General features: G+C 70.1%; 37 protein-coding genes. 4 read left to right on the top strand and 33 right to left on the bottom strand.

Translation table 11 applies throughout. The annotated features are described in order from the left end of the window. Positions 1-2: 2 nt before the first annotated feature. The 29 genes from ACFXDE_RS02125 to ACFXDE_RS01985 all read right to left on the bottom strand — a co-directional run bounded on the left by ACFXDE_RS02125 (position 3) and on the right by ACFXDE_RS01985 (position 21,047). On the bottom strand, positions 3-503 hold the full coding sequence (locus ACFXDE_RS02125; protein ID WP_380489899.1) for a hypothetical protein: 501 nt from the start codon (positions 501-503) through the stop codon (positions 3-5). A 14-nt stretch (positions 504-517) separates the two neighbouring features. Further along, entirely contained in the window at positions 518-895 is a 378-nt protein-coding gene (locus ACFXDE_RS02120; protein WP_380489897.1) for an HK97 gp10 family phage protein, read from the bottom strand. 11 nt (positions 896-906) lie between these two features. Beyond that, entirely contained in the window at positions 907-1,314 is a 408-nt protein-coding gene (locus ACFXDE_RS02115) for a hypothetical protein (RefSeq protein WP_380489895.1), read from the bottom strand. After that, complete coding sequence (locus ACFXDE_RS02110; protein ID WP_380489893.1) at positions 1,314-2,243, bottom strand: hypothetical protein; 930 nt, start codon at positions 2,241-2,243, stop codon at positions 1,314-1,316. The genes ACFXDE_RS02115 and ACFXDE_RS02110 overlap by 1 nt, the downstream gene beginning before the upstream one ends. 56 nt (positions 2,244-2,299) lie before the next feature. Beyond that, positions 2,300-2,659, bottom strand: coding sequence for a hypothetical protein (locus ACFXDE_RS02105; RefSeq protein ID WP_380489891.1), 360 nt, complete (start codon positions 2,657-2,659; stop codon positions 2,300-2,302). 53 nt (positions 2,660-2,712) lie between these two features. Then, complete coding sequence (locus tag ACFXDE_RS02100) at positions 2,713-3,153, bottom strand: hypothetical protein (RefSeq protein ID WP_380489889.1); 441 nt, start codon at positions 3,151-3,153, stop codon at positions 2,713-2,715. Between the two features lie 77 nt (positions 3,154-3,230). Further along, a complete protein-coding gene (locus tag ACFXDE_RS02095) occupies positions 3,231-3,857 on the bottom strand; it encodes an endonuclease VII domain-containing protein (RefSeq protein WP_380489887.1) in 627 nt (208 codons plus the stop codon). A gap of 39 nt (positions 3,858-3,896) precedes the next feature. Next, positions 3,897-5,396: a hypothetical protein gene (locus tag ACFXDE_RS02090; protein ID WP_380489885.1), complete on the bottom strand. Its 1,500-nt coding sequence runs from the start codon at positions 5,394-5,396 to the stop codon at positions 3,897-3,899. Positions 5,397-5,479: 83 nt separating this feature from the next. Next, positions 5,480-7,321: a hypothetical protein gene (locus ACFXDE_RS02085; protein ID WP_380489883.1), complete on the bottom strand. Its 1,842-nt coding sequence runs from the start codon at positions 7,319-7,321 to the stop codon at positions 5,480-5,482. After that, a complete protein-coding gene (locus ACFXDE_RS02080; protein ID WP_380489881.1) occupies positions 7,321-7,698 on the bottom strand; it encodes an XkdF-like putative serine protease domain-containing protein in 378 nt (125 codons plus the stop codon). The genes ACFXDE_RS02085 and ACFXDE_RS02080 overlap by 1 nt, the downstream gene beginning before the upstream one ends. A 10-nt stretch (positions 7,699-7,708) precedes the next feature. Next, entirely contained in the window at positions 7,709-8,056 is a 348-nt protein-coding gene (locus ACFXDE_RS02075) for a phage minor head protein (protein ID WP_380489879.1), read from the bottom strand. Between the two features lie 368 nt (positions 8,057-8,424). Next, positions 8,425-10,767 (bottom strand): phage portal protein, encoded by a 2,343-nt coding sequence (locus ACFXDE_RS02070; RefSeq protein WP_380489877.1) that lies wholly within the window; start codon positions 10,765-10,767, stop codon positions 8,425-8,427. A 9-nt stretch (positions 10,768-10,776) separates the two neighbouring features. Further along, entirely contained in the window at positions 10,777-12,294 is a 1,518-nt protein-coding gene (locus ACFXDE_RS02065) for a terminase large subunit domain-containing protein (protein WP_380489875.1), read from the bottom strand. An 11-nt stretch (positions 12,295-12,305) separates the two neighbouring features. After that, on the bottom strand, positions 12,306-12,878 hold the full coding sequence (locus ACFXDE_RS02060; RefSeq protein WP_380489873.1) for a hypothetical protein: 573 nt from the start codon (positions 12,876-12,878) through the stop codon (positions 12,306-12,308). A gap of 2 nt (positions 12,879-12,880) precedes the next feature. Further along, entirely contained in the window at positions 12,881-13,186 is a 306-nt protein-coding gene (locus ACFXDE_RS02055; protein WP_380489872.1) for a hypothetical protein, read from the bottom strand. A 26-nt stretch (positions 13,187-13,212) separates the two neighbouring features. Beyond that, the gene (locus ACFXDE_RS02050; protein ID WP_380489870.1) at positions 13,213-13,446 is read right to left on the bottom strand and encodes a hypothetical protein; all 234 of its coding nucleotides are present in this window, start codon (positions 13,444-13,446) and stop codon (positions 13,213-13,215) included. Positions 13,447-13,581: 135 nt separating this feature from the next. Further along, a complete protein-coding gene (locus ACFXDE_RS02045) occupies positions 13,582-13,794 on the bottom strand; it encodes a MerR family transcriptional regulator (protein ID WP_380489868.1) in 213 nt (70 codons plus the stop codon). A gap of 106 nt (positions 13,795-13,900) precedes the next feature. Continuing rightward, positions 13,901-14,605: a hypothetical protein gene (locus ACFXDE_RS02040; protein WP_380489866.1), complete on the bottom strand. Its 705-nt coding sequence runs from the start codon at positions 14,603-14,605 to the stop codon at positions 13,901-13,903. A 120-nt stretch (positions 14,606-14,725) separates the two neighbouring features. Next, positions 14,726-16,312: a TROVE domain-containing protein gene (locus ACFXDE_RS02035; protein WP_380489864.1), complete on the bottom strand. Its 1,587-nt coding sequence runs from the start codon at positions 16,310-16,312 to the stop codon at positions 14,726-14,728. A gap of 526 nt (positions 16,313-16,838) precedes the next feature. Continuing rightward, positions 16,839-17,036 (bottom strand): hypothetical protein, encoded by a 198-nt coding sequence (locus ACFXDE_RS02030; RefSeq protein ID WP_380489862.1) that lies wholly within the window; start codon positions 17,034-17,036, stop codon positions 16,839-16,841. Beyond that, positions 17,033-17,209, bottom strand: coding sequence for a hypothetical protein (locus tag ACFXDE_RS02025; RefSeq protein WP_380489860.1), 177 nt, complete (start codon positions 17,207-17,209; stop codon positions 17,033-17,035). Before ACFXDE_RS02025 ends, ACFXDE_RS02030 begins: the two co-directional genes overlap by 4 nt. Before the next feature lie 88 nt (positions 17,210-17,297). Further along, on the bottom strand, positions 17,298-17,957 hold the full coding sequence (locus ACFXDE_RS02020) for a hypothetical protein (RefSeq protein ID WP_380489858.1): 660 nt from the start codon (positions 17,955-17,957) through the stop codon (positions 17,298-17,300). After that, a complete protein-coding gene (locus ACFXDE_RS02015) occupies positions 17,957-18,382 on the bottom strand; it encodes a hypothetical protein (protein WP_380489856.1) in 426 nt (141 codons plus the stop codon). The genes ACFXDE_RS02020 and ACFXDE_RS02015 overlap by 1 nt, the downstream gene beginning before the upstream one ends. After that, the gene (locus ACFXDE_RS02010; RefSeq protein ID WP_380489854.1) at positions 18,382-19,116 is read right to left on the bottom strand and encodes a hypothetical protein; all 735 of its coding nucleotides are present in this window, start codon (positions 19,114-19,116) and stop codon (positions 18,382-18,384) included. Before ACFXDE_RS02010 ends, ACFXDE_RS02015 begins: the two co-directional genes overlap by 1 nt. Before the next feature lies 1 nt (position 19,117). Beyond that, the gene (locus ACFXDE_RS02005) at positions 19,118-19,273 is read right to left on the bottom strand and encodes a hypothetical protein (RefSeq protein WP_380489852.1); all 156 of its coding nucleotides are present in this window, start codon (positions 19,271-19,273) and stop codon (positions 19,118-19,120) included. Then, positions 19,270-20,349: a hypothetical protein gene (locus ACFXDE_RS02000; RefSeq protein ID WP_380489850.1), complete on the bottom strand. Its 1,080-nt coding sequence runs from the start codon at positions 20,347-20,349 to the stop codon at positions 19,270-19,272. The genes ACFXDE_RS02005 and ACFXDE_RS02000 overlap by 4 nt, the downstream gene beginning before the upstream one ends. Before the next feature lie 79 nt (positions 20,350-20,428). Further along, a complete protein-coding gene (locus ACFXDE_RS01995; protein WP_380489848.1) occupies positions 20,429-20,590 on the bottom strand; it encodes a hypothetical protein in 162 nt (53 codons plus the stop codon). Next, the gene (locus ACFXDE_RS01990) at positions 20,587-20,766 is read right to left on the bottom strand and encodes a hypothetical protein (RefSeq protein WP_380489846.1); all 180 of its coding nucleotides are present in this window, start codon (positions 20,764-20,766) and stop codon (positions 20,587-20,589) included. The genes ACFXDE_RS01995 and ACFXDE_RS01990 overlap by 4 nt, the downstream gene beginning before the upstream one ends. Further along, a complete protein-coding gene (locus ACFXDE_RS01985) occupies positions 20,763-21,047 on the bottom strand; it encodes a hypothetical protein (RefSeq protein ID WP_380489844.1) in 285 nt (94 codons plus the stop codon). Before ACFXDE_RS01985 ends, ACFXDE_RS01990 begins: the two co-directional genes overlap by 4 nt. A 193-nt stretch (positions 21,048-21,240) precedes the next feature. On the opposite strand from ACFXDE_RS01985, the gene ACFXDE_RS01980 reads away from it, so the two are divergent. Both ACFXDE_RS01980 and ACFXDE_RS01975 read left to right on the top strand, forming a co-directional pair. Next, a complete protein-coding gene (locus ACFXDE_RS01980) occupies positions 21,241-21,519 on the top strand; it encodes a helix-turn-helix domain-containing protein (protein WP_380489842.1) in 279 nt (92 codons plus the stop codon). Positions 21,520-21,704: 185 nt separating this feature from the next. Next, the gene (locus tag ACFXDE_RS01975; protein WP_380489840.1) at positions 21,705-22,127 is read left to right on the top strand and encodes a hypothetical protein; all 423 of its coding nucleotides are present in this window, start codon (positions 21,705-21,707) and stop codon (positions 22,125-22,127) included. Between the two features lie 70 nt (positions 22,128-22,197). On the opposite strand, the gene ACFXDE_RS01970 is transcribed toward ACFXDE_RS01975, so the two are convergent. From ACFXDE_RS01970 to ACFXDE_RS01955, 4 genes are all read right to left on the bottom strand, one after another. Then, positions 22,198-22,662 (bottom strand): hypothetical protein, encoded by a 465-nt coding sequence (locus tag ACFXDE_RS01970; protein WP_380489838.1) that lies wholly within the window; start codon positions 22,660-22,662, stop codon positions 22,198-22,200. Continuing rightward, positions 22,659-23,030: a helix-turn-helix domain-containing protein gene (locus ACFXDE_RS01965; protein ID WP_380489837.1), complete on the bottom strand. Its 372-nt coding sequence runs from the start codon at positions 23,028-23,030 to the stop codon at positions 22,659-22,661. Before ACFXDE_RS01965 ends, ACFXDE_RS01970 begins: the two co-directional genes overlap by 4 nt. 76 nt (positions 23,031-23,106) lie before the next feature. Beyond that, entirely contained in the window at positions 23,107-23,439 is a 333-nt protein-coding gene (locus ACFXDE_RS01960; protein WP_380489835.1) for a type II toxin-antitoxin system RelE/ParE family toxin, read from the bottom strand. Between the two features lie 621 nt (positions 23,440-24,060). Then, positions 24,061-24,462: a hypothetical protein gene (locus ACFXDE_RS01955; protein ID WP_380489833.1), complete on the bottom strand. Its 402-nt coding sequence runs from the start codon at positions 24,460-24,462 to the stop codon at positions 24,061-24,063. A gap of 190 nt (positions 24,463-24,652) precedes the next feature. Here ACFXDE_RS01955 and ACFXDE_RS01950 point away from each other — a divergent pair, with 190 nt between their 5' ends. Both ACFXDE_RS01950 and ACFXDE_RS01945 read left to right on the top strand, forming a co-directional pair. Next, positions 24,653-24,874 carry a helix-turn-helix domain-containing protein gene (locus tag ACFXDE_RS01950; protein ID WP_380489831.1) on the top strand — a complete coding sequence of 74 codons (222 nt, stop codon included), beginning with the start codon at positions 24,653-24,655 and terminating at the stop codon, positions 24,872-24,874. Positions 24,875-24,989: 115 nt separating this feature from the next. Next, positions 24,990-25,196 (top strand): hypothetical protein, encoded by a 207-nt coding sequence (locus ACFXDE_RS01945; protein WP_380489829.1) that lies wholly within the window; start codon positions 24,990-24,992, stop codon positions 25,194-25,196. Positions 25,197-25,202: the final 6 nt, after the last annotated feature.

The following is a 25,202-nucleotide window of genomic DNA, read 5'->3' as shown; positions in this document are numbered from 1 at the left end:
GCTCAGTAGAGGCGGTCGTTGACTGTCACCCACGACAGGGCCAAGTCCGCTTGGTGCCGGGCGTAGTCGCCTTGGTCGTCGTAGAGGCGGCGGAAGGCGGTGGCCAGGTAGGCGGTCTGTACGGCGGCTGTGGGGTAGACGATCCCGTTGGCGGTGATCCGCAGGGGCCGGGCGATGGCGCGCCGGTCCCAGGTCGCGCGGCGGATGGCGCCGGCCAGGGCCGAGGCCTGGTTCCAGGGCGGCTTGTTGCTGCCGGGGACAGTGGCCCAGCAGTCGATCTGCATCACCGGCCGGTTGACCGGCAGCTGCGGGTCGGGGCCGCCGCCGACCACGGCGACGGTGACGAACCCGGTGGAGACCCACGGGGCCGGGGAGCCGTCCGCGTTGACGTCCGGCGGAAGGGTGGTGCCGACCATGGCCGGGGTGAAGCCGGGGATGGTGGCGATCCACTGGGCGCAGACGAGTTCGTCGGTGCCGTCCAGCGGAAGAGCGGGGGTGGCCACCGCGGGGCCTCCTCTTACTCGCCGCGCTGCTGGAGGAGGGCCGGGCGCAGGAAGGGCTGGGGTCGGGTACCGGGGTGGTGGACCTCGCGGACCGGGTGCGCGGCGCCTTCCCAGTAGAGGGCCTGTTTTCCGTTCGGGCGGATGACGTGCGGGCCGGTGCCGAGTTCGACGTAGGCGGCGTAGGTGCGGCCGTCGGCTCCTCCGGTCGCGGAGACGATCAGGTCCGGGCCTTCCATGTGGTGCTCGATGGAGGCGGCGAGCGCCCCGGTGTCCTCGGGGCAGTAGCGGGCGGCGTCGGCGGTGATCGCCGGGCCGAGCCGTTCAGCGAACAGCCGGGCCACGGCGACGCTTACCTCGTCCTCCCAGACACCGTCGATCTCCACGTGGGCCACGAGGTACCTCCTCAGTCGGAGCCGGCGGTGACGCCGGAGCGCTCGCGCAGCGTCAGCGTCTTCGGCGGCGGGTAGTAGCCGATGCCGGGCTGCTCCTGAATGTTCTCGATCATGAAGTAGCGGCCGGTGGTCTCGTCCCGGATGGTGTCCGTGGTGCGCACGTCGGCCCAGTTCGGGACAGTGCAGGTGATGCTGCGGATGATCTGCTGACGCTGGCTGGCCGAGTCGAACGCGGTCTGCTCGGTCTCCGCCAGGGAGGCCGGGACGCCGGTGTAGGTCGGTACGCCCACGTCGGTGGCATCGCCGTAAGCGTTGACGGTAGTGCCGCGCATGATGGTGATGGTCCGGTTCCAGAAGCGCAGGACCCCGGCCGTCCCGGAGGCCCCGCCGCTGCCGAAGCTGGGCCGGCGCCGGGCCATCAGACCACCCGGCGATAGTCGTCGAGCAGCATCTCGACCTCCGTGGCCAGGGCACCAGTCCCCCCGGCGAGTTGCCCGGACAGGGACTGCGTCGCGATGGCGTCGATCCCCTCCAACGCCTCCACCGCGGCGGCGAGCCCGGCGGCGTGAATGACGTTCGCCGGGAGCGCCGACACGACCGCTCCCACCGGGTGGGCCTGCGTGAGCGGCTGCGCGAGCTGGATCGTGCCGGGCCCGGCCTGCACCGCGATCGCCGTGTTCGGCAGCACCGTGGGGGTCGCGGCGGTGGCGCTGCTCACCGCGATGTTCTCCGAGGCGGCGCCGTCGTACAGGAACCCGGCCGTACCGTGCGCTCCGCCCCAGCCGGTCACGTCGTCCACGCTGATCGACATCGCCCCAGCCGCGGCAGCGACGGTGAGGCCGGCATGCGGCCACCCCGAGGAGCAGGACGACTGGACCTGCCAGCCGCCGCGGCCCTGGCGCCAGTCGATCCAGCCAGCGGCGACGTCGATCGCGCTGCCGCCCGACGGCCCCGTCGCCGGGCCCGGTCCTGCGAACGACACCGGGGTGCGGAGCCGGAACTGGCCGGCGGCCACCGGCGACCAGGCGGGCGGGAACGAACGCGACGGCGAGACGAGCACCGCCCACACGTCGGAAAGGTGCCGGTGCCTGGCGATCAGCGTGCCCAGCTGGGTGTGCCGGTCGACGGCGACCCGCGGGCCGCCGGGGCCCGCGTTCGTCTCCGTGACGATGACCGAGCGCAGTGGCTGCCGGCAGTAGGAGTCGACGACCGCGGTCGCGCTCCAGCACACCTGCTGGATCTGGGCGAGCTGCGACGGCGTGTCCGCCGTCAACGTCGGCATCACCCGCCAGCTGATTCCGGCTGGCTGCGCCAGCAGCATCGCGGGCGTGATGTACGGCGTGGCCACGCGGGATCACCTCCGGATCGGAAGGGAGCAGCGATTCGGAGCTGGGAGCGGCCGGCCTATTCGACCTCGGCCGCCTCGGGCCGGGAGGCGGCGGCCTTGCGTGCGCGGGCGGGCTTGGCCGGGCCGCGGTCCTCGTCGAAGCCGGCGGTTTCCTGCTTCGCCGCGTTCGCTGCCTGCGCGGCCTGCACCAGCTGCTGTACGGCGTCGAGCAGCGTGGCCGGGTCCTTGCGGCGCTCGATCTCCTCGGCGACGAGGCGCTGCTGGCGCTCCACGTCGGTCTCCCAGGCCGGGAAGCTGCGCAGTTCCTCCGCCAGCTCCTCGGGCAGGTCGAATCCGCCGTGGCCGGGGTCGGCCTCGATGCGGCCGTGGTGGGGGTGGTCGAGCGCGGTTGCGCCCGTACGTGAGTAGAGGCGCATGCCTGTGCTCCTTGAGGGTGAAGGAAGGGCTGCCGGTAGCGGCCGCGGGTCGGTCAGCGGCCGAACAGACTGAAGCTCACGCCGCTGAACGTCGGGCTGCCGGTGCCCGTGATGGTCCACCGGATCCGGCCGCTATAGGCCAGGTTGTAGCCGGTCGAGATGTTGCCTGCGACCGTGCCGGCGAAGCCGAGAACCACACCCGAGATCGCGATGTTGTTCGACGTGAGGACCCAGTTTCCGAAGGCGTCGCGGACGTCGAAGAACACGGCCAAGCCGGGGGAGGTGCCGGTCGGGGCATTCGCGACGTTGACGACCAGGAGGCCGTTGGACACCGACGAGACGTCGATCAGGCCGCCGGTGGCGCTGTTGACCTGGTTGGTGATGTTGGCTGTGACGGTGTCCGAGTTGCCGCTCAGCGTGAGCCCGTCGGCCCGGAAAAGCTCTTGAGTGGCAGTGAAATTCGGATAGGGAACGCCCGCGCGTGCCGGGGGCATCCGCGCCTCCTCGTCGTCAGGGCAAGCGAAAGGCCGAGAGTGCTCGACTCCCGGCCTTTCTGAGTATTGCCGCTCAGCTATTCGCCGTCGCGGTGCTTCTCTATGTAAGTGGCTGCGGCTCGCATGCGGATGGGGTCGTCCTTGAAGTGCCCCAACCCTGAGTTGCATGTTCCGCAGAGAAGCTCACGAACGTTGCCCGTCCTGTGGCAATGATCCACAACCAGCTCGGCGGGACGGTTGCAGATGGCGCAGCGCCCCTCCTGGGCGAGCACCAGTTCATCCCAGCGTTCAAGTGACAGCCCGTAGAAGTACTCAAGCTGCCACTTGCGGTTTCCGCGCGGGTTGTTCTTTCGCCATCGGGCGTAGCGTTCTCGCTGTCTGGCCTGAAACTCTGGGTCAGCTTGGCGAGCTCGGAGCCGTTCGAGATTTGATTCGTGGTTGCGGTACCAGCTCTCGCGCTTCTGTTCCAGGATGCGTTCGCGTTGAGGACCTTCGCGGCGAGCCTTTCGGTTCGCCTTGTACTTGTCGCTCTGGCGGTACTTTCGGTCAGCTTCACGCTTTGCTTCGGGGTTGTCCTTGGCTCGCTGGCGGGCAGCAGAGATGGCACACGGCTTGCACCTGTACTGCCGCCCGTCCGGCGACTTCGATGACTTGTGGAAGTCATCTGACGGCTTGGCGATTTTGCATACGTGACAGGTTTTCACCTGTTCAGCGTATCCCTAAATCGCGCCCCCTATCGGGGCTTAGGCGACATTCTGCAAAGACGCCATCGCGACCGGGGCGCGGTTCAGGAAGGCGCCGACGCTGCGGATTTCGAACTCGCGCCTGGGGCCGCCACCGGCGGTGTTGGCGATGCGGGAGACGCCGTAGTCGAACTGGGCGGTGTCGCGCAGGGCGCGGTACTCCAGGACGGAGCTGATGTTGGCCTGAGGGAACGGCACGCGGTCGGTGCGGGCGATGATGGTGCCCGGCGGGAGGGAGACGTGGACCTCGATCGGCACGGTGACGCCGCCGGCGGGGGCGTTGACGATCTCGCCGACCCGGCCGCCTGCGGTGACGGAGACGCGGCCGGAGGCGTCGGTGTTGAGGTAGGTCGTCGCCGAGCTGGAGCCGAGGATCAGGTTGGCGATCTCCTGGGCCTGGGCGGCGTTGACCATGATCGCGGTCGGGGAGCACTTGACCTGCTGCCACAGCGGCAGGAACAGGAGGTTCTCGATCTCGGTGATGCTGCCGCCGGTGAGGGTGAGTGCTGCGCCGTTCAGCGAGTTGTTGATTGCCGGGTTCGCGGTGCCGGTGCCGGGCTGGCCAAACTGGCCGGCGCCGTTGTAGTCGCCGTTGAGGGAGGCGAGGAAGCCGTCGTACTCGGCCGCTGCGGCGGACCCGTTGTCGGCGGCGGCGTTGTACGTCGGGGACGCGTTCGCAGTGCCCTGCCAGGAGGTGGACAAGTCGGGGGCGGAAGTGAGCGACGGCAGCGCCTGGTTGGACGTGATGACCTTGGTCATGGTGACTGCGTTGACCGTGGTGGTCGTGTAGTAGTACCAGGTGGTGCCGTTGCTCGACTGGAACCAGTCGTAGGCGACGGCGCCGCGCACCGAGCCGACGGTCGCGGAGACGGTGTTGGTGCTGCCGGCGCCGGTGGCGATGTTCGCTGAGTTGCCCTGGCTGTTGCCGTTGCCGTAGTAGTAGCCGGTGCCGGTGCGGGCGGCGACGCCGACGTACACGGTGGTGGTCGCCGCGATGGTGCCGCCGGTGGTCGACGTGGTCAGGGTGGGCGCTGCGGGCCGGGCGAGCGCGAACGACTGGCCGCACATGAGCTGCCGGTCGTCGCCGATGAGGACCTGGTTGAGGACCTGGAAGGTGGAGATGGCGAAGGGGTCGCCGTAGCCCTGGGCCAGGTCGTAGGCGTCCTGGGTGACGAGGCCCGCGAAGCCGGTGGGCTTGTAGCGGGCCTGGAAGTCCTGCTCCTGGAACTGGACTTCGTTCGCGGCGTAGTCGAAGCCCATCGCGGGCGAGGGCTGGCTGTTGGTGAGGTTCATGATGGCGCGCCACACGGCGTAGGGGTTGCCGTTGGGGCTCATCTTGCGGGCGACGATGTCGCGGAACGGGGTGACGACCGGGATGAGGGAGACGAGCTCGCTCAGGTCGTAGGACCAGATGCCGGTGTTGTTGAGGATGCCGCTGGTCTGCGCCTTGCTGATGGCGGCCAGCGTGTCCTCGGTCATGGTGCCGAGTGGTGCGCTCAAGGGGTGCCTCCTGGGCATGCGAAAGCCCCCGGGGCGCTTGGCGCTCGTCCGGGGGCTGCGGGGTGGCTGTGGGTGCGGTGGGGCTACCGCTGGTGAATTGCCTGGAGCGCGGCGATGGCGGCGGTCTGCATGTCGGTGGCGGCGCGGTTCTGCTCGGCGGCGGTACCCCGGTAGAGGACGCCCTTGAGCTCACGGGCCTTGGCGACATCGACGGCTGCGGGTGCGCCGTGGTCCTGGCCGCGCAGGTGCTCGGCCGGTGGGGTCGCTCCGTTGGTGAACACCTTCGGGGCGGCGGGCTGCTCCTCCAGCACCGTGACGCGGCCCTTGAGCGTCTCGACGAGGTCCGCCAGTTCCAGGACGGCATCGCCGGTCTTGGCGATCTGGTCGGCCTGGGTGGCGCTGTGCTTCGTCACGACGTCCTCGACCGCAGCCAGGAGGCTGCTCTTGAACATCTCCGGGAAGGTGGTGCCGTCGTCCGGGGTGGTCTTGGTAACCGCCTCGTCGTCCGGCGCGTTGGTGGGGGTGCCGGCCTCGGCCGCGGGCTGCGGTTCGAGGTCGGGGGTGTCATCGTCAGCAGACGAGTCGTCGGTGGCGTCGGAGTCGTCGCCGTCCATGTCGTCGGGCCCGGCCTCGGCGTTGGCGACCGGGGTGACGTCGGAGGGGTCGACGATGCCGATGAGACGCCCCTTCTGGTCGTAGACGACGACCACGGCTGGCTTCTCGCCGTCGGCCTTGGCCAGCGGCTCGGCGCCAGCAGCGGGCTCGGCGATGCCCATCGCGGGCTCCTGGCCGGACGCCGCGGTGCGGTCCTCGGACGGGGTGGGCGTGGGCATGGCGGGCTCCTCGTTGGCCGTCTTGGCGACCGGGGCTTCGGGTAGCGATGCGAGGACCTTCTGAAGGTGCTCGGCGGCGGTGCGGATCGCGTTCTCGTTCGCGGCGGACAGGACCCGGCCGGCCTTCGCGACCTGGCCGAGAGCCTCGACCGTGTCCAGCGCGGCCGGGTCGAAGCCGTCGAGGGCCTTCCCGACCTGGGCCATGGCCTCGCCGCAGAGCTCGGCCTCGGCCTGCTCGCCGACGGCGAAAGAGGCGAGGGTGTCGATCACGTAGTCCAGCGCGAACTGCGCGTCCTGGAGGTCCCAGGCGGCCTCCGCGTCGTCGGGGTCGGCGCTGGCGGCCTCCAGCAGCTCCCGCTCGGCCATCACGCCGAGGGCGTTGCGCAGGCGGACGGCGATGCTCGTCCACTTCTGGGCGGTGGCGGCGTCGATGGCCTCCCACGCCGGGCTGCCGGGCTCGTTCACGTCGCCGGATGCGTCGTCGTCGGGTGCGGCGAGGACCACGGTGGGGTCCAGGCCGTCCACGCCCTCGTCCGGGTCGCCGCCGATCATCTTGCTGACCTCCTTGAGGCTGCCGTCGGCGGCCCAGTTGTCGGGAATCTCGCTGGTGGCGCCGAGCGCCTTGGCGCGGGTGATCACGTGGCGCCTGATCGCGTCGTGGTCGGCGCCGCCGCGGCCGATGGCGCGGATGGCCCGGTCGAGGTCTTCGTGGTCGGCGATGGGGTAGGACTGGTCCTTCATGGCCTGGCCGTCGGCGGCCATGTTCTTGAGGTCGTCCGCGTCGTACTTGGCCTTGGCCACGTGGGCGTCGTCTCTGCTGTCGCGGGCGCGCAGTGCGGCGGTGTGGATCATCTTGGCGATCGCGCCGGGGCTGCCGGTGACGGTCACCTGCTCCTGCGCCGTGTCGGGTTCCGGGCCGGCGGTCTTGCCGATCAGGTCCCGGACGAAGCCGGGGTCCATCAGCCCCCGGCCCTGCGGCTCGGCGGCCTTGGCGATGAGGAACCGCGTGCCGTTGGCGGCCTTGTCGACCAGGTCCACGCGCGGGATGGTCGCGTCGCGCAGTTCGGTGAACTCGTCGTCGGGTGTGGTCATCAGCTGCTCCGGTTGGGGATGCGCCGCGCCGTGCCCTGCGGCGAGAAGCCGGTGATCCGGCCGGACTTGAAGAGCTGCCACGCGGGTTCGTCGAGGACGGCGCCGACGAGCCAGTCGCCGGCCTTCACCACGACGCCGTCGCCGAGGTCCCAGTCCGGGCCGCGCCAGATGTAGGACTCCACGACGGTGGCGGCTCCGGTGGTGCCGTCGACGTGGTTGAGGCCGACCTGGGCGCCGCCGGCCTGGAGGAACGACCAGGCGGCCTTCTCCAGCTCGGCCGGGCTGAAGAAGTCGCGGCCGCCGTCGGCGCCGCGCTGGATGCGGGGGTCCGGGCCTGCCTGGTAGGCGACGCCGAGGACGTAGCGCTGCTCGGGCACGGGGCACCTCCTAGGCGGGGAGGACGGCGCATCGGCACCGGGGGTGGGCGGGCGGTCCGGCGTCGCCGCTGGGGTAGGGGTGGCCGATCGGGACTGGGCCGGTGGCCGAGTTGGCGTCGCAGACCGCGCAGACGTTGCCGTCAGGCTCGGTCTGCCAGCGGCCCAGCGCGACGCCGGTGCGCCGGTAGCCGTCGGCCGCGCCGGCGGTGACGGCCCGCGTGGCTTCGGTGATGGCGCTCGCGTAGGCGCGGTCGGAGTCGGTCATCGCCGTGTGCATCGCAGCGCCGATGGTGCGCGGCGCATGTCCGGCGGTAACGCCCGAGGCGAGGGCCGTGGCCGCATCCTTGATGCGGGACACGGTCAGAGCCGCCGCAGCGGCTGCGGCCCCGGCGGTCAGCACCCCGAGGGCAGGCCCGGTGCCGTGCTCGTTGATGCGGGCCTGCGCTGCAGCCGGATTGCCTGGCTCCCAGCCGTCGAGGACTGCGGATTCGCCGCCGGTGACCGCTGAGGCGGACGCCGCGCCGACGAGGTAGGCATCGGTGTAGAGGCCGGCGAGCGAGTCCGCGAGCGCGGGCCCGGCGGTGATGGCCTGTCCGCTGAGCCAGGTGACGGCGGCCGCGGTCAGGGCCTGCTGGCCCGTTCCCTGACCGCTGTTGCCCGCGGCGAAAGTGCGGGCGAGCCGGGCTGCGGCCGTCGCGGTGAGCGCGGTGCCGAGCGCGGCGGCGATCAGCGGCGCCCAGTAGCGCGCGGTGCGCTCGTCCTGCTCCCAGCCGGGCCAGTCAGGGCTTTTGGGTCCGCATCATCACCGGCCTTCGCCACGTCGGCCGGATCGTCCTCGCCGAGCGCGGCAAGGACCTCGGGCAGAGCGGCCAGCAGCTCCGGCCGCACCGCGGGGTTCCCGGCGAGAAGCGCCGGGTCCCACCACGCGATGGCCTCGACCTGGTCGCCGTCTGGGTCGTCCGGGTTGTCGACCTGGTCGCGGCCGCCGGCGACCGGAACCATGTCCTCGGAGTCCACCGTCCAGACCGTGCCCTGGTAGATGCCGTCCGGACTGGTCCAGGAGCCGGTGCACGCTCCTGGAGGAGGGATGCAGCCGGTCTCCTCGGCCCATTCGCGCCAGGCGCCCTGCAGCGGAGTCTCGGCGCCTTCGAGGTGGCCGCCGGGGAACTCCCACATGCCGGCCGCGGGGTCCTCCGGGGCGAGGGCGCGCTGGATCATCAGGACGCGGCCGGTGTCGGCCGCCTGCACGGCGAGCCCGGCGACGGCGACCTCGCCGGCGGCCTTGCGGACGGCGAGGCGACGGCTCTGGTTGAGCCGGCGCGCGCGCGACGGCGCGACGTGCTGGAAGGTGAAGTCCCGCCAGCGGCCGTCACGGCGCCGGGCGCGGGCGAACCGGTGGAAGGCCGCCAGCTCCTCCTTGGCCAGCTCCGTGCGGTCCTGGTTCTCGTCGTCGTCCTCGCCGGTACCTACGAGGTCGTAGCCGGTGATGCCGGTGGCCGACGTGATTCCCGCGGTCGGCGTCGCCAGCGCAGAGGCGCCGGCGTCTTTGGCGACGTCCGAGGCGTGGACCAGTTGGTTGTACTGGGTCTGGTAGGCGTCCTCGGCGGCCGCCGACGCGGCTTGGTCGGTGGTGCCGGGGGCGGGCACGGTTCCCGGCGGCGGGATGAACGGCTGGGCCAGGATCGGCTGGTCCTTGGCCGGGCCGTACGTCTCGGGGTCGACCCTGCCGGCGATGCCGTCGATGGCGAGGAGCGGGATCGGTCCGACACGGGGGGTGGAGAAGAACCGTGGGGTGGGCCGGGTAGGGTCGGCGGGCAGGCCCAGAAGAGCCTCGCGGCCCTCGTCGGCGGAGGCCATGCCGGTCTCGATGTAGACCTGCCACGCTTGCGCCAGCACCAGGCGGTCCTCTTTCTCCTGCCCGGTGTCGAAGGTGAAGGAGAGCGGCAGTTCGAGGTCGTTCTGGAGGAAGTCGCTGAGAACCGACTGGATGTGGGCGATCAGCGGGAGGTCGCCGACGCGGTGCTGGACGTCGCCCTGGGACTCGGACGAGGACAAGTTGACCGTCTCGGTGAAGCCCAAGTCGGACGGGACCACGTGGTAGGCGGCGCAGGTCTTGCGCATCAGGAACAGGGAGAAGGTGTCGCTGAAGTCCTTCTCGTTGCTCCAGGTGATACCGCTGCCGCCCGGCATCCACTTGATCTGGTGCTTGGCGGCCTGGTCGCCGAGCATCATGGCGTCCCACACGGTCTGCCACTGCTCGATCTGGTCGGGGGTCCACGTCTCCGGCGCGCTCGCGAATGCCTCCGGGATGTTGCCTTCGGTGAAGCGCTGCAGGAAGTGGGCCTGGAACCGGAGGTCCGTGTTCGCGTTCAGGAGCACCGTCTCCAGCGGCGCTGTGCCGTACGGGCTGTTGGAGCGGGGCCGGAACGGCTGGTAGATGAGGTCGTCGCGGGTGAGCCAGTTCCAGGGCAGGCCCTGCACGTACTGGACGTACGCCTCGGCGTCGGTTGGGATGTTGCCCCAGTAGTCGAGTAGCGGGGCGATGGTGGTGCCGTCCACGACCTGCAGCCCGATCGCGTCGCCGCGGCGGTTGCGGAGCCGGTATAGCGTGCCGGCGTCGTAGGCGAGGACGTCGTACAGGTAGGTGGCGAGCCAGTTCGCGAACGGGGTCTGACGGTCGGGCTTAGCCAGGACGGCCATGCCCTGGGCGATGGCCGCTTGTGCGTCGGCGTGGAAGCCCGGGGCCGCGGTGAGGGACCAGTCCAGGGCCCGGATGGAGTCGATCCGGTGCCAGATACAGGCCTGCGCGACGTCATAGGCCTCGACCAGCCCGCGCAAGGTATGGAAGCTGACGCGCTCGTGGAGGCGCGGCCGGGCGGCGATGTTGACGCCGCTCTGGAAGTCCCGGCTTCGGGGCTGCCGCGAGTACCCGTCGAACGGCATCTGCGGGGTGCCCGGCGAGAACGGCGACTGCGGGGTCATCTGGGCGGCCTGCTCGGCGGCCACGAGCTGATCGGGCACCCGGTTTCCGCTTCCGAAGACCTTGGCGATGCGATCCCGGATACCCACGCGCCCTCCTTACGGATGGTGGTGGCGTTGCTGCCGCATGGCGGCGGTGCGGGCGCGTCTGCGGGCCTCGGCCGGGTCTTGAGAGGCTGGTTCGGGTGCGGTCACTGCGGCCTGGCCACTGTCGGGTACCGGAGTGGGCTGTTCGAGCTTCTTACGCAGGTGGTCGATCCAGGCGTGCGCGCCGGTCCCAAGGTTGGTGAGGACGTAGCGCAGGGCGTCGGCGGCGTGGTCATCAGAGGTGCTGTCGGCGTCCTCTGGATCGCCCTTGGTGGCGTGCGGCAGGTCCGACAGCTCGCGGTAAAGATCGGTGACGGTCGAGAAAATGTGCAGCTTGGGGCAGGTTTCCCAGCCGAGCGCCCGATGGTGAGGGCAGGCCGGAGCCTCTTTTAGGTAGGACCTCACGCGCTGCCAGCCGATGACGCGGGAGCCTGCGCCCTTGCCAGCCTTCGTGAGGTGTACGCCATTTTCGGCGTACACCGTGGCGATCGGCTTGGCGTCGCCTCGGGTTGCCCACATCGCGTCGTCGGCGTAGCGGGCGGTGATGCGTTCGTCTTCGGTGGCGAGGATCTGCTGGGCCTGCTCGGCTTCGCCGACGTGCCGCCTATATATCTCCCGATAGACCCACACGCGGCCGTCTTCGTCAACGGCGGCCCACAGTACGGCCCATGGGGCGGAGTAGCCCCAGTCGATGCCGTTGTAGCGTCGCCAGGAGGTGGGGAGTGTGATGGGGGCGAGGACGTGCCGGTCTCGTTTGATCTCGGGGAACATCTGGCCGGCGAACACGTCCCAGTTCCCGTCGAGGAAGGCTGAGCGGAGTTTGCCCTCCAGGGCTTGCAGATCGCTCTCGTACTCGGGGTTGACGTGCGGGTTGTCGGACAGTTTCGACGGAATGAACCGAACGGTCCGGCCACGTACGTCGGTGATGACTCGCGTCCCGTAGTCGGTCGGCTTGATGTAGCGGGTCTTCACTGCTCCGTGCCCGGGCCCGCCGGGGTTCGTGCCCGAGCGGATCCCGACGACGGGGATGTCCCGGCGTCCGGACCGCAGCCGGGATTCCAGGAAGGAGCAGACGTCCGGTGGGGTCAGCGTCCTCTCGTCGAACGTGAGCTTCTGGTACTGGCCGCCTTGGCGGCGGGTGGCGTCCTGGAAGGACTCGGCGTACCGGTACATGATCAGCGAGCCGTTGGAGAACCGCAGCTCGAACTCGGTTCCGTTCCACTGCGCCCCGATGGCCCGGGCGAAGCCGGCCTGCGCCAGCTCCGCAATCAGGGACTCCTTGAGCTCACCGTAGGTCCGGCGGAACGCCCCGATGCGGATCCCCGGGTAACGGACGCAGTCCCGCAGGTCATCCATCAACAGGGCGCGGGTCTTGCCTCCGCCGGCGGCGCCGCCGTAGAGCACATCGAACTCGGTAGCGGCGTGGAACTCTTGCTGCTTCGCGGTCGGCACGTAGCCGAGGTCGGCGAAGACGTCTGGCTCGGGGGCTTCGAGGCTTTCCGCGAGGAGATCGAGCGCGTCCCGCCGCACGGCTCACCGCCCTACGTGACCGCCCTGAGCTTGCGGGCCATGACCTGCTTGACGGTGGTCGCTTGCTCGCTGGTGACGCCGATTGCAGTGAGGCCGGCTTGGACGGCGTCCATGAGGAGCTGCGCCTTGGCCTCTTCGATCCGGGCGAGTCGGCCGTCGATGTCGAGGCGGGCGATGGTCGACAGCACCGTGTTGGTTCGGTCCATCGCCCGCTCGTACAGGCTGACTTCGGCCCGCAGCTGTTCCGCGCCAGCAGCGCCCTCGTAGCGGACGTCACTGCCGAGCCGGTTGACGATCTCAGCGATGGCCTGCTGCCAGGCGACGACCTGCCCGGCGAGTTGGGCGAGGGCGGTCAACGGGTCATCGATCGGCTCGACGTCGAGCTCGGCGAGCACCTTCCGGACCTCTCGTTCGGCAATCGTGTGGGCAGCTTGGACTCTCTGGCCGGAGGTGTTGCCGCCGTGCAGCTTGCACCGGCCGACGCCGGGGTGGTCGGTGCCCCAGCCGGCGGGGAGTCCGCAGTGCTCCGCGGACCCCTCCTGTCTGGTCTTCGCGCCGCAGACCGGCCCGTTGCCCCTGGCCACGGTCAGACCTGCGGGGACGGCTTCTCGACCTCCGCCGTTGCGGCCTTGACGTCGGCGATGGCTTCGGTGCCCAGGGCCTTGGCCTCCTGGGCCACGTCCTGGCCGATCGACTTGGCGTCGCGGGCAGCCTCGGCGACGACTGGGCCGGCGTCGTGGGCGACCTGGCGGGCGTCCGTGCTGACCTCGGCGGTGAGAGCGGTCTCGTCTCCGTGGAGGCGCGTCCACAGGTCGTGGGCTTTGGCGGCGAGGTGGTGGCCTTCGTCCTGGAGCTTGGTGGCGAGGGAGTGGAGTTCGTCGGCGATGGACATGCGGGTCTCCTTAGGGCGAGGGCTGATCAGGCGGTGGAGCGGGTCGCGGCGGCGGTGTCCGGCAGGAACTCGGCGGGCACGGGGGCGGTGACGTGGTCGACGCGTCGGGCTCGGCAGGTGGGTCCGTCGTGCCACCAGCGGCGCTCGCCGAGCCACGCGCGGTGGCCGCATCGGGAGCAGGTGCCGGGGATCGGGTCCCACTCGGTCGGGTCGGTAAACGGGGCGTCGAGGGCGCGCCATCTGTCTTGGGCGGGCTCCATGGTCACCTCCGGGGTGGGGCTCGCGGCCTGGGGACGGTGGTGCCAGGCCGCGAGCCGGGGCCCGCCGCCCTCAGGGCGGGCCGTCCCCGCCGGCCAGCGCGCACGGGCGGCACACAGCGGGGAGTCTGAGGAGGATCAAGCGGCTTGCGCTCGGCCGCTGCGCATCTCGGCCTCGACCTGGAGGACCTCGGCGGCGCGGTAACGAGGCCTGGTCGCTCGGGGATTGACCGCGTGGAGCTTGCCGCGGTGCGCCCAGATCCGGATCCGCCCGGGCGGGACTCCGGCGGCGTCGGCGGCTTGCTGGGTGGTCCAGGTGATGGTGCGGAGGTCGCCGTCGAGGTGGATCACAGCGGCCTCCTTCGGGAACGACGAAGGCCCCGCGCCGCTGAGGCGGCCGGGGCCTGGTCGAAGACATGGGGGTACGGGGAAAAGTGTTACATCGATTCCGGATTCGTCAAGCTGCGCTCCGGTGCGGCGCGGTCGCGGTGATTTCGCTGGCCCAGTCCTGGTATTCGGCGGGGGTCATCAGCAGCCCGCAGTTGCGGCATTCGACGTAGTCGGCGCCGTCGGCGTGGGCGAGGGCCCGCCAGTCGCAGCGTTTGCACGGCGCGGCCTTCTGTTCCATGCGGGCGTCGCGTGAGGTGAATCGTTTCGCCGTGCGGTTGAAGTGCCGGATCTGGGCTGCCGGGTTGCCGCTGCCGGGTTCGTGGGTCTCGTTGGCCGCGGGGTGGTGTTCGAGGATCCAGTCGAGGTGGGCGTTGAGGAAGCGGACGGCCTGGGTGGCGGTGGTCCCCTCGCGGACGTCGTCGGGGCGCGAGCCGAGCCCGCGCAGGTCCCGTACGTCGTCCTCGATCTCGGTGAGGCCGCCGACGATGTGGTCCGTGAGGAGCCTGCTGGCCTGGCCGGGCCACGGTGCGATGCCGGCGGGCCGGCTGGTGGTGACGTCCGCTGGTCGGGCGGTGCCGTGGGTGGCCTCCAGCCATATGGCGGCGAGGAGTTCGGGGAGCTCGGTGAGGTCGGTGCGGGTGCGGTCCTGGCAGGTCTGGCAGTGGACGGGCTGGCCCCAGGTGGGGGTGTAGTCGTGGGGGAGGCCGGTGCGCTCGGCGTCGCGCCAGGCGCAGTTGCAGGGGCCGGGGCAGGCGGTGGGGGTGGTGGGCATGCTGGTCCTCCCGGGAGCATCGCGGGCTGATCATCACCAGTGTGTCACCGGAAGCGACAAACTGCGTCAAAGCCCAGCGTCCGCCCGTCACATCGGACGGGCGGGCGCATCATCGGCGCATCAGCTGATGCGCTGCTCCCACGGCCAGGCTGCATCCCGTCCGGCCTCAAGCAGCGGAATCATCCGGAAGGCGTGATCGGTTAGCCCACCGAACGCGTGCCGGTTCCCACCACCGGACGGGCCGTGGCCGGCCCGGTAGCCAGCGAGGTTCCAGGTGTACACCGGCACGTTCGCCGGGACCTGCGCAGTCGGGTCCGATCCGTAGTAGCCGTAACCGGTCTGCTCGTCCGTGACGACGACGACCCGATCGTGTCCCCGGTAGTGCTGGCGCACGGCCTCGGCGGTGTTCGTGCCGCCGAGGTCGAGGAATCGGCCGATGATGCGCAGGACCGACTCCCCCTGGCCGTATGGCACCGCCACGGAGTGCGTGCCGAACTGGACGAGGTCGGCGTGGGCCGCGCGCAGAGCGACGGCCGTGCCGAACACGGCAGCGGCGTCTGCCCGGTTCAGCTTGGTCTGCTCGCTGATGCCGCCGAACATCGATCCGGACCGGTCGACCAGGACCAGCGTCCGGCCCGGGAGCGCCGGCACGTTCGCGAGCGAGTAGCCGAGGGCCTTCTCCAGGGCGTAGCCCCAGCGCAGGGACGGGGCGTGCTTGAAGGCGGCGAGGAACCGGAACGGGAACTGCCGGGACTTCGCGACCTGGTCGGGGTCGCTGATCCGTGCCGCGACCTGCTCGGCGACCTCGTCCGAGACACCGGCCTCGTCGAAGTTCCGCAGGTTCCGCAGCAGCGCCATCGTCCCCATGGACGGGATGATCGCCTGCCACGCCTCGGCGTCCATCGGGCCCTGGAGCCACCCGGCGAGCATCTCCCACGTGAACCCTGCGGCGGACAGTCGGTCTGCCGCGTCCGGCAGGCGCAGGAACTCCCGGCGCTCCCCGACTTCCAGGGACCGGATGGCGAGGTTGGCGGTGAGCGTCCGGTTCGACCCGGGCGCGACCGCGGTGTCCGGGTTGTGTCGGCGGTCGAGGGCGTACTTGAACAGGTCGCCCTGCCACGGCTTGTCGGGGTGCGGGGTGGCGTGGACGAGGTTGAGGACGTCGCCGAAGCGGTAGCCCTTGCTGTCGGTGTCGTACTTGAGCAGGGCCTTGCTGTTGTAGAGGCGCTGCACGGCGTCGGCGATGCCGCGCTTGACGGGCTTGGGCAGGTTCCGGCCGTGCTGCGAGGTCCAGTAGGCGAGCAGCTCGCCGGGCTCGTCGGGGCGCTGGAGGACTGCGTTGATGACCTGCCGGGACTGGCCGTCGAGCTTGGCGGCGAGGCGGGCTGCGGCGAACTCGGCTGCGCCGACGAGGGATGCGGTCCGCATGTTGCCGTCCGAGCGGAGCCATCCGAGGAACTGGGCGGTCCACTGGGGGTCTTCGACGGCGAGCTGCCGGATGAGCTGGGTGTAGCGGTCGTCGCGGTGGCCGGCCTTCTCGTAGAAGGTGTTCTGACCGACCATGTTGGCTACGGCGAGGAGGAAGAGCTCCGACTTGGGCTCGCGGAGGTGGCCGTTGCCGCCCTGGTGGTTGATCGTGGTCTGGCCGGTGCTGCGGATCGGCGAAGTGGCCGCCGGCCGGGTGTTGCGGGTGTTGAAGCGGGACATGAAGAAACCCCTCATTGTGGAGGGGAGGCTTCAGCAGTGGGCGCCCGAGATCGAGAGTCGGCGACGGGCTTGCGACTGATGCTCTACCTTCTGAGCTACCGGCCAGAGGCCGGGCGGGAATTGAACCCGCGACCGTCAGTTCCAGAGAAGGATCCGTTGCCTGCGCACCGGGCGCCCCGATGCTGGTGCCTCCCGAGATCAATGCGGAGCGCGGCGTGATTCATGCGAAGAAGTAGCCGTGCTCCAGCGCACCGGGAGGTGCAGAATCTGAAGTTGTTTGCCCAGAGATCGAGTTCGGCTGAGGGAACGTAGGCGCTCTGCCAACTGAGCTACACCGACCCGTAGTCGATGACGGGACTCGAACCCGCGACAACCCCATTAACAGTGGAAGTAACCTCGGCCTGCGCACCTGGGCGATGACCAATGTACTCCGATCGGCCGGAAGTGCAGTGAGATTATCGGCGTGTCACCGGCGGTCGGGCTGAGGAGGCGCGCGGCGGCTTCGGGCGGGCGCGGAGAGCACGACTCACCCCCGGACCTCGGGGTAGGTGTGGCCAGCGGGCGGGTAGGTGCCGTCGTAGCGGCGGGCGTACGACTCGACGAGGGCGCCCTCGATCAGGTGGGCGAACTCCGGTGGGGCGTCCCCTTCGGCGAGGGTCTGCCGGATGTCGACGAGGAGGTACGCGGTGCGGTCGTCGTCCGCCAGGCAGGGGTCGGTGATCACTGCCCGGCCTCGCGCTGGCGACCCATCTCGGCCTTGATGTCGTCCTCGGTGGCGCCGAGGGCGATCGCGTCCCCCATAGCTCGGAGGCCGATGTGGGGGTCGGTGAGGCAGTAGGGTCCGCCGTGGGCAAGGATCTCCCGAGCGGCCTCGCTGACGGCTTCTTCCTTCGTCATTTGGGAGCGCCTGTCGGGTAGTTCGAGGGGTAGTTGTCAGGTAGTTCGAGGTAGTTGGCCGGGTAGTTGTTGCAGGTCAGAGCGTGAACTACCCGGCGAGAGGGGCCTCCTGCGGCTCCTCTTGGGGGAGGGGCGGGAGATCGGCTCTGGCGATGCCGACGCTGGTGCTGCCGGCCACCTTCAGGGAGTCGCGGACGCGGATCCCGTGGTGGGCGGCGACGGCCCGGATTCCGGGGATGCCGCAGCGGTCGAACGGGGGCTCCTTGGCGAGGTCCCGGAGGAGTACCCCGTTCCGGTTGCCGATGGCCCGACGGAGGTGGTCGAGGAAGGCCTCGCGGGGGTCGTCTTCATCCTCCTCTTCGAGGGCGTCCTCTGCCGCCTCGGGGGCCTCGACGGACGGGACCGATCGGGGGTGCTCGGCGGCCGGTTGGGGCGTGCTGTGCATCAGCGCCAGCACCACCCACACGACGGCCAGAGCGCCGGCGATGGCCGGTAGGTACCGGTGTAGCGCCATCCACCCGCCGACCGTCAGGCAGGCTGTGCAGAAGGCTCCAGGCCAGCTGACGATCCCCCAGGCGCGGGCCTGGCTGACCGCTGCGTTGAGCAGCTCGCGGCGCCACAGGCGGCGGGCGAGGGCCATGGTGCCGGTGCCGAATGCGCGGCCGATCCCTGCCGGTTGGACGTAGGGGCGGAGGTCTGGCGCGGCGAAGGCGCGTGTCTTCTGGGGCTTCTCCAGGCTGGTGGCCATCAGTGGATCCCGAGGAGGTTGCCGGCGGCCTTCGCGAGGACGCCGGCCGGTACGGCCCAGATGCCGCCGGCCTGCTGGAAGATGGTGAACGCGGCTACCCCGAGGATGGCCGACATGCCGGGCGGGACCTTGGCACCGTAGGCGATGACGGCGAGGAGCAGTGCGACGCCGCCCATGCCGCCGTTGCCGACTGCCCCGTCAGGGCCGGTGAGGGCGGATGACAGGCCGCCGGTGATGACGGCGGCCGAGGTCCAGAAGGTGGCGCCGACGGAGTAGAAGTAGCCGGCGACATATCCCCAGCAGGCGGCGCTGTGCTGGCTGAGCTTGATCTTGCCTTTGCCGCGGCAGCCGAGGATCAGGATGGTGGTGGCGATGAGGGCGGCGAGGCCGGAGCCGATGACGCCGAAGATCTGTCCGGTCTGCATCAGATCCGTCCGGGGGCGTAGAGGCCGAGCGCGAGTACGGCGGTGGCGAGGGGGACGCGGGCGAGGGTGGCGGGCACGAGGCTCCAGCTGGTGATTTGAGCGAGGGGCCGGCCGCCCCGGAGGCCGATGTCGACAATGAGGCCTCCGGTAACGGCGAGGAGGCCGATGCCGACGCCCCACTTGGGATCGGCCTGGCCGAGCTCGGCGATCGAGGCGCTGAGGAATGGCCCGTAGCCGAGCGCCCAGCCGATGCCAGCGGCGGTACCGGTGATGAGGAGGACACGGACCCGACCTCGCTGGCGTTCGTCGCGGGGGGTGGCCCGTCGGGCGGCGGTGCTGTCGACGGCGGCGAGGGCGAGGCGGCGTCGGCGGGAGAGCTGCGATTCGGTGGCCTCGGCCGGTTCAGGCTCGGGCTTGTCGGGGACTTCGGCCGAGGGTGTCTGTGGCGGCTGCTCGTCGGCGGTCGGCTTGCTGAGGTCGACGTGCGTGGGGCGCCGGATCCGCGTTGTGCGGGGCTCCTGCTTGGCCTTGCGCTCGGGGGGCTGGGTGTGGTCAACGACCGGGGGCCGGTTGGCGATGGGGATCCGGGGTCGGGGCGGCTCGGCAACCATCGGCTGGCCGATGAGGACGGTCGGCTCGGGCGCGGTGTTGGGCGGTTCGATGGGCTGCGGCGGGATGACGAGGGCGGGTTCGACGACCCGGCGTTCGGCCGGGACGGGCAGGAGGTCGGACATCTCAACTCCGGAGGAGGAGGGGGAGGGCGATGAGGGTGAGGGCGATCCAGATGCCGGCGGCGGCGCGGAGCGTCACAACGGCGTCGCGGGGGCGGAGCACCGCGAGCAGGGTGAGCGCGCACGCGGCGGGGATCACCCAGAGGAGGGCGGCCGTCACGGGTAGAACCCCGCACCGGAGAAGCGGTCCGGGCTCGGCTGCTCGGCCGGCTCCGACTTCTTGGCGGCCTTCTGTTCGGCCCTGCGGGCACGGGAGAGCGCGGTCCGGATGTACGCGGTGTCGGTGGCGATGCCCTGCTGTGCGAGGGCGATGGCGATGGGTCCGGCGGGGGTCTTGAGCCCGCCGAGGTGCTGGGCCATGGCCACAATGGCGTCGGCCTTGGTCATGCCGCTGACCAGGGGTGCATTCGGTGCAGCATTCGGGCGCATCCGGGGTCCGATGGCGGGGGTGGGGCCGGCTGGCGGCTGCGGGACGCGGTCGAGGCGGACAGTGGGGACGGCGGCCCGTTCGAGCAGCAGGGCAACCTGCCCCGGAGTGACGGTGACCTGGTAGGCGGCGAGGATCTGGGCGATCTCGGTGTCGTCGGCGCCGGGGTTGGCATCGGCGACGCGCTGAACCGCGGCGGCGGGGCCGATCTCGGCGAACTCAGCGGCAATGACGTCTTCGGCGGTGCGGGCCGGGAGGGATGATACGGGCGGATGCGTCGGGGATGCGCCGCTGGTCACGTGGGCGACGGCCTGTGTCTTGAGGGAGCGGTAGGCCTTGCTGCCAGCGAGAGTCCAGCCAAGGAAGCCGTAGGCCGGCATGCGCATCGGGGTCTCTCCTCGGGCGCCGCGGCAGGCGGCTCGCTCGGCTGCCCAGGAGAGGGCGGAGACCAGGAGGAAGGCGATGGCCGGGGAGGCGTACAGAACTTCGGCGGGTCGGCCGCCGCCGGTGAAGCGGGCGTGGACGAGGTTGAGGTAGACGGACAGGCCTGCCATGCCGAGGGTGGCGAGGATGGGGGCGGCGGCGGAGCGGTCGTCGCGGACTGCGTCCGTGGCGAGCTTGAGGCAGACGTAGGCGACGCCGTCGTAGACGAGGCCGGCCACGATGGCGAGGAGCATCGGGACGTCGTAGTGGCGGGCGACGACGTAGAGGGACCAGGCGGCCATGAGGGCAGCGGCGGTGCGGACGAGGCCCATGGCGGCCGTCCAGCCGATGGGGTCAGCGGTGTCGTCCGGCGGGGTGGTGGTCATGGTGGGTGTGCTCCGGGGATGCGGGCGTGGCGGCATGGCCGGACCAGCGCACTGTGGCTGGCCCGGCCGGTACCGGGGGCTACGCGGCGTAGGCGAGCTGCCAGGTGAGGGCGTGGTCGTGCTGCTGCTCGGCGCCGTCGAGGCAGTCGAGGCAGTAGGGGCGGCCGGCGTACTCGCGGATCTGGTGGCGGGGCACCTCGTCCAGGCAGGCGGTGCAGGGGACGAGGTCGTCGGCGGTCACGCGTCGTCTCCGAAGGCGCGCCACGCTGCGGGCCTGGTCTCGGGGTCGGCCCAGTCGACGCCGACGTCCGGGGCGCCGATGAAGGTGGTGGGCGCGGACCGCTCGGGCTCGCGCAGGTGCGCGGTCTCTTCCTTGAGCTCGGCCGCGAGTCGGGCGAGGTCGACGGGCTCGTTCACCGCAGGCTCCCGTTCTCGTCGCGCTGGGCGGCGGCGAGGGCTTCGGCGGTGTCGGCCATGCTGGTGCGCAGGTCGGCCGCGGTGACCGGGTCGCCGGCAGCGCGGTGCCGGGCGCCGAGGTCGTAGCACCGGCGGACGGCACGAACGAGCTGCGGCGAACGGGTGGTGGCCGGCGTGGAGTGGTGGCGCGGGCTCCCCGGGTAGGAGGAGCAGCTGGTGTTCCGGACCGGGAGCCGCGGGGCGGTGCCGGTCGGCGGGGTGGTGACACTACGATCGGGCATGGTCCTGTCCTCGTACTTTGCGGTGGAGGGTGGGACTGGCCCCGGCCATGTGGCGTCGCAAGCGCCGGCCGGGGCCTTTGTGTTGCTGCAAGCACTGTGAGTGCCGCATTGCTCTCACTGTAGGGGTCCCCTACAGTTAAGGCAAGCGGCCACGAGAGAAGGGGCCGAATTGGGCAACGAGGAGGTGCAGCAGGTGACCGACGCCCTCGAAGCGGTCGAGAGAATCCCGGACTTGGAGGAACGCGTCCGAGCTAAGAGCCAGATCATGGCTGACCAGGTAAAGCGCAACCGAGCCTGGGCCAAGGAGCGCAAGGAGTTGATCGAACGACTGCACGACGAGGGCGAGTCCTACCGGGCCATCGCGGACCGGCTGGGTATCAAGCTGAGTACCGTGCAGGATGTGTTCCGCGGCTACACCGGCTCAGGCACCACCCGACCGAAGAAGCAGGCCGCGGACCATCCGCTGGCCTGACGCATCACCATGCATCGCGGCCCCACCTGATTTCCCGGGTGGGGCCGTTGTTGTGTCGCTGACCAGCGGCGCATCCGGTGCGCATCGCACGGCATCCTGTGACTCGTGGGGCCGGAGCGGCTGGCCGCGCAGGTGATGGCAGCCCGGTACGGTGGACTTCCCCATCCACGAAGGAACGTTCATCCATGCGCCCTGCCCGCTTTCAGCAGCTCCTGCTCGACGCCGCCGCCGCTTTGCCTGGCGCCGCGGCGAAGACCTTCGCCGATGCCGGCGGCAGCAAGCAGCCCTTTGGAGTCGTCGTCGAGGCCGGCGGCCGGTCGACCCGCTGGCAGATCGTCGTGATGAGCGCCCCCGGCGAGAAGTGGGGCGACCACCCCGACCCGGAGCCGGCACTGGGAGAGAAGCCTGTGGGCCCCGCTATGCCGGCCGAACTGAACGACCTTGCCGCAGTCGAGCACGGGCTCGTCGCCGCGCTCCTGGCTGCCGACGCGGGTGAGATCGCCGCGGTCGAGGTCTACTCGGCGCGCCCGAACCCGCCGGTAGTCGGCCACGGCGCCACCGTCGACCTGCACGACGGGTCGAGGATGTTCATCAACCACGTCCGCTAGAAACGCGGGTGCGCTCCACCGAAACGATTCGGTGGGGCGCACCCGCGCGTGGACCTGGATGCAGGCTGCGTCAGGTCGCGGGCCCCAGAGTCAGCACTTCCTCGCCGGCATGGTCCAGCGGCGCGAGCAGCGGCACCTCGTCCATGCCGAGCTTCACGGCGATGCTCTGGACGGCTTCTCGCAGGTACGGCCGGAGGATGGGTGATGCCACTCGCTTGGCGAAGGCGGCAATGATCTCTGGGGAGACGGTCAGCTTCTCGGATGCCTGGAAGAAGGCGGCCACGTCTGCCACGAGGACGCCCTCCTCGGCGTGGACTTCCGCGCGCGCTCGCGCGGCGAGGACCTTGCCGTCGAAGAACTGCATCAGGCGGACCTGTGCGAGCCCCTCTTTGGGAAGATCGCGGTCGGTGCGGTCCGAGCGCTCGAAGCCGTCGAACCTTCGCCCGCTGACTTCGTAGTGCTGGATGCTGTTCAGGTGCGCCACCGCGAGAAGCTCATCGACAGACGTGATCTTCCGGGGGCTTTTGCCTGTCATGCCGTCTTCCGTCGGTTGGACGAGCTGGGGATGCGCTCTTCGGTCTCTGCGACCTGTGTCCAGCTGCTCGACGGCTGCGCTGCTTCCTGGTCGGTGTGCGCCTTGATGTAGATCTTCAGGCCGACGGCCCGCGCGTATCTCATGATCGTTGACAGACGGGGGTCGCCGCCCAGGCGCTCGAACTCCGATACCGCTGACTGTGTGGTCTCCATGTCGGCGGCAACGGTCTTCTGTGTGAGCTTCGAGGACTTCCGGTGCGCTACGAGGGTCTGGATGAGCTGCATCAGGGCTTCCGCGTCCTCTTTAGCCCGCTTCGCGTCCGGGTCGTCCGGGTCGATGCCGAGTAGTGCTGCGAGGTGGTCGTCCATGGCGCTTTCTCCCCTTGAAGATGCTCCGAGTATCGCCTAAGCCAGATATTCCATCAACGGCGGCCCCCTACTCAGGTCACGACCGTCGACGCGTAGTCCACTCGGTCAGCCGCTTGCGTGCGACCTCGATGTCTTCCGACCGGGTAGCGATGCCCTGAGTGGACTTCTTGTTGATGAACTTGAGCGCGAGCAGGACAGGGCCGTCGCTGTCGACCTCGGAGTAGAAGAGACGGAAGATCCGCCTCTCACCCTCGAAGCGCAGCTCCAGCAGGCCGTCACCAAGGTGTTTGACGTCGGGAGGACGGAGCGTGCCGGACGCGGCGCGCTCCATGATCGCCTGGAGCTTTGCGGCCTCGAATCGCTTCAGGTCGCACTTCTTGATCTCCCGACTGACTACGTCGGCCCCCACGGACGACCGGTAGAAGTCCCAACGTCTGGGCACAGGCGACCCCCATCATTCGGCAGACCCACCCCCGTCAGGAAGGGTAGCGGATATCGCTTGAACCGATACGGGGTTTCCGCTCCCCCACCGCAGACACAGCTGCACCCCGCTGGGGAAGGCCCGGCAGGGCGCAGCTGTGAGCGGTCAGTCCGTTGCCTTGGGGTGCCGCGGGCTGGCGATAGTGGCCCAGCAGGTACGCTCCGCCTCGTCGTAGAGGTACCAGAGAGGCCGAGCCGCGCCTCGTTCCGCCGAGGATGGCTGCTAGCGACGTCGCGCTTGATCGTGAACCCGCACAGGCAAGCCGCCCAGACCACCTGCCAAATTTGGTAGGTGATGGCCTGCGGCCACCCCGGGGAGCTGGCTTCCGTCCCCGTGGCGACCGAGCGCGTCTTTGTCCGAAGAGCGGGCCGAATCGCAAGCGTCAGGCGGCCCGAGGTTCCTTGAGGTGTCGGCCCACGTACCAATTTTGGTACGTGCATGCGCCTGAAGTGCTTGATCGTGGATGCGTACACGGAAGCAGTTCTGATCACCTACCAGATCTTGTAGGTGGTGGCAGGGCCGGCTGTTCGCGACGGCCGTCCGGCGGAACTACGCGTTCTCGTCTTTGGCGGCTGCGAGTCCGGCGGCAAGGGCTTCGATCGAGGTTCGAAGTAGTGGAAGTCGATCGCCCGGAACTCCCCACCGTTGGCCGAGCTCGGCCGCGATGTCAGTCATGGGCGGCGTTGTAGGGACTCCGATGTCGTCCTGGTCCATGATTCCCGCCCCGATGAGCAGGTCGATCACTGAGGCATTCACGGTTCGGGCAATCGCCTTGAAGTGCTCGGGTCCCGGGATGCTGGCTCCGTCGAGCCACCGGCCGGCAGTGCTCCGCGAGACGTCACATGCATCGGCCAGTGCGGCCCTTCCGCCTCCGCGCTGGCTGTCGATATCGAGGCCGGCGGCTCGCATGGCCTGGGTGAGCCACCTAGCGAATTGCTGGGCGGGGGTCATGGCGGGCCTCCGGGGGCTCGTTGTTCCGATCGAGCAAATGGTCGCACAGATGCAACCTCGCGCGCGGCGCTGCGGGCGGGTCATCCAAGTCGGGGATTCCATTTGTAGAAGTAGTTGCGCAAGTGGTACTTGAGGGCTAGGTTGATGTCATCAGGGATCGCCCATCTGGAAGGTCCACATGGCTCACCGATTGAACGCCAGAAGCCTCCGCGAGGCAGCTGCCCTCGCCGGAGACACCACCGACTACCGCATCGCGAAGCGCTCCGGGCTGGCCCGCGCCACCCTGTCGCGGCTCGTCAACGGCCGTGTCGAACCCTCGGTCACGAACGTCATGCGACTCGCCAAGTGCTACGGAGTCACCGTCGAATCGCTGCTTCGCCCGGTCGACGTCAACGCCGCGGTCGCCGCCTGAACGAGTAAGGGCTCGGTGCGCGAACACCGAGCCCTCAACACCAAAGCGCCTAGCAAGGTCTGGACAACCGAAGGCGCAGATTTGGAGCACTCACATGATGGCACCTTCCCCTGCCATGCCCAAGCCCGCCCCAATCCGGGCGGCCCTCGCGCCGGCCCTGCCCGACGACGCCGTGTGCCCGCTGCGGATCCACCGCATCCCCGAAGGCGTCGTCGCCGCCTACTCCCCGGCCCAGCTCGACCGACCCGCCGCCTGGCGGCTCCTGCTCGACGTCTTCGGCGACCTCCTCGACGTCACCCCCGCACCGGCCCTCGGCAGCTGAACGCCC

Source organism: Kitasatospora sp. NPDC059408, from assembly GCF_042751525.1.
In the GTDB taxonomy this organism is placed as follows: Bacteria; Actinomycetota; Actinomycetes; order Streptomycetales; family Streptomycetaceae; genus Kitasatospora.
The sequence above is the reverse complement of the archived record's forward strand: the minus strand, read 5'-3'. Positions and strand labels throughout refer to the sequence as shown.

What these genes read in the sequence shown, in the direction of transcription:
- ACFXDE_RS02115 (WP_380489895.1), bottom strand. Translation starts at nt 1,314, where the DNA reads ATGGCCCGGCGCCGGCCCAGCTTCGGCAGCGGCGGGGCCTCCGGGACG.
- ACFXDE_RS02105 (WP_380489891.1), bottom strand. Translation starts at nt 2,659, where the DNA reads ATGCGCCTCTACTCACGTACGGGCGCAACCGCGCTCGACCACCCCCAC.
- ACFXDE_RS02100 (WP_380489889.1), bottom strand. Translation starts at nt 3,153, where the DNA reads ATGCCCCCGGCACGCGCGGGCGTTCCCTATCCGAATTTCACTGCCACT.
- ACFXDE_RS02085 (WP_380489883.1), bottom strand. Translation starts at nt 7,321, where the DNA reads ATGACCACACCCGACGACGAGTTCACCGAACTGCGCGACGCGACCATC.
- ACFXDE_RS02055 (WP_380489872.1), bottom strand. Translation starts at nt 13,186, where the DNA reads ATGTCCATCGCCGACGAACTCCACTCCCTCGCCACCAAGCTCCAGGAC.
- ACFXDE_RS02050 (WP_380489870.1), bottom strand. Translation starts at nt 13,446, where the DNA reads ATGGAGCCCGCCCAAGACAGATGGCGCGCCCTCGACGCCCCGTTTACC.
- ACFXDE_RS02040 (WP_380489866.1), bottom strand. Translation starts at nt 14,605, where the DNA reads ATGCCCACCACCCCCACCGCCTGCCCCGGCCCCTGCAACTGCGCCTGG.
- ACFXDE_RS02035 (WP_380489864.1), bottom strand. Translation starts at nt 16,312, where the DNA reads ATGTCCCGCTTCAACACCCGCAACACCCGGCCGGCGGCCACTTCGCCG.
- ACFXDE_RS02025 (WP_380489860.1), bottom strand. Translation starts at nt 17,209, where the DNA reads ATGACGAAGGAAGAAGCCGTCAGCGAGGCCGCTCGGGAGATCCTTGCC.
- ACFXDE_RS02020 (WP_380489858.1), bottom strand. Translation starts at nt 17,957, where the DNA reads ATGGCCACCAGCCTGGAGAAGCCCCAGAAGACACGCGCCTTCGCCGCG.
- ACFXDE_RS02015 (WP_380489856.1), bottom strand. Translation starts at nt 18,382, where the DNA reads ATGCAGACCGGACAGATCTTCGGCGTCATCGGCTCCGGCCTCGCCGCC.
- ACFXDE_RS02010 (WP_380489854.1), bottom strand. Translation starts at nt 19,116, where the DNA reads ATGTCCGACCTCCTGCCCGTCCCGGCCGAACGCCGGGTCGTCGAACCC.
- ACFXDE_RS02000 (WP_380489850.1), bottom strand. Translation starts at nt 20,349, where the DNA reads ATGACCACCACCCCGCCGGACGACACCGCTGACCCCATCGGCTGGACG.
- ACFXDE_RS01985 (WP_380489844.1), bottom strand. Translation starts at nt 21,047, where the DNA reads ATGCCCGATCGTAGTGTCACCACCCCGCCGACCGGCACCGCCCCGCGG.
- ACFXDE_RS01975 (WP_380489840.1), top strand. Translation starts at nt 21,705, where the DNA reads ATGCGCCCTGCCCGCTTTCAGCAGCTCCTGCTCGACGCCGCCGCCGCT.
- ACFXDE_RS01970 (WP_380489838.1), bottom strand. Translation starts at nt 22,662, where the DNA reads ATGACAGGCAAAAGCCCCCGGAAGATCACGTCTGTCGATGAGCTTCTC.
- ACFXDE_RS01965 (WP_380489837.1), bottom strand. Translation starts at nt 23,030, where the DNA reads ATGGACGACCACCTCGCAGCACTACTCGGCATCGACCCGGACGACCCG.
- ACFXDE_RS01955 (WP_380489833.1), bottom strand. Translation starts at nt 24,462, where the DNA reads ATGACCCCCGCCCAGCAATTCGCTAGGTGGCTCACCCAGGCCATGCGA.
- ACFXDE_RS01945 (WP_380489829.1), top strand. Translation starts at nt 24,990, where the DNA reads ATGCCCAAGCCCGCCCCAATCCGGGCGGCCCTCGCGCCGGCCCTGCCC.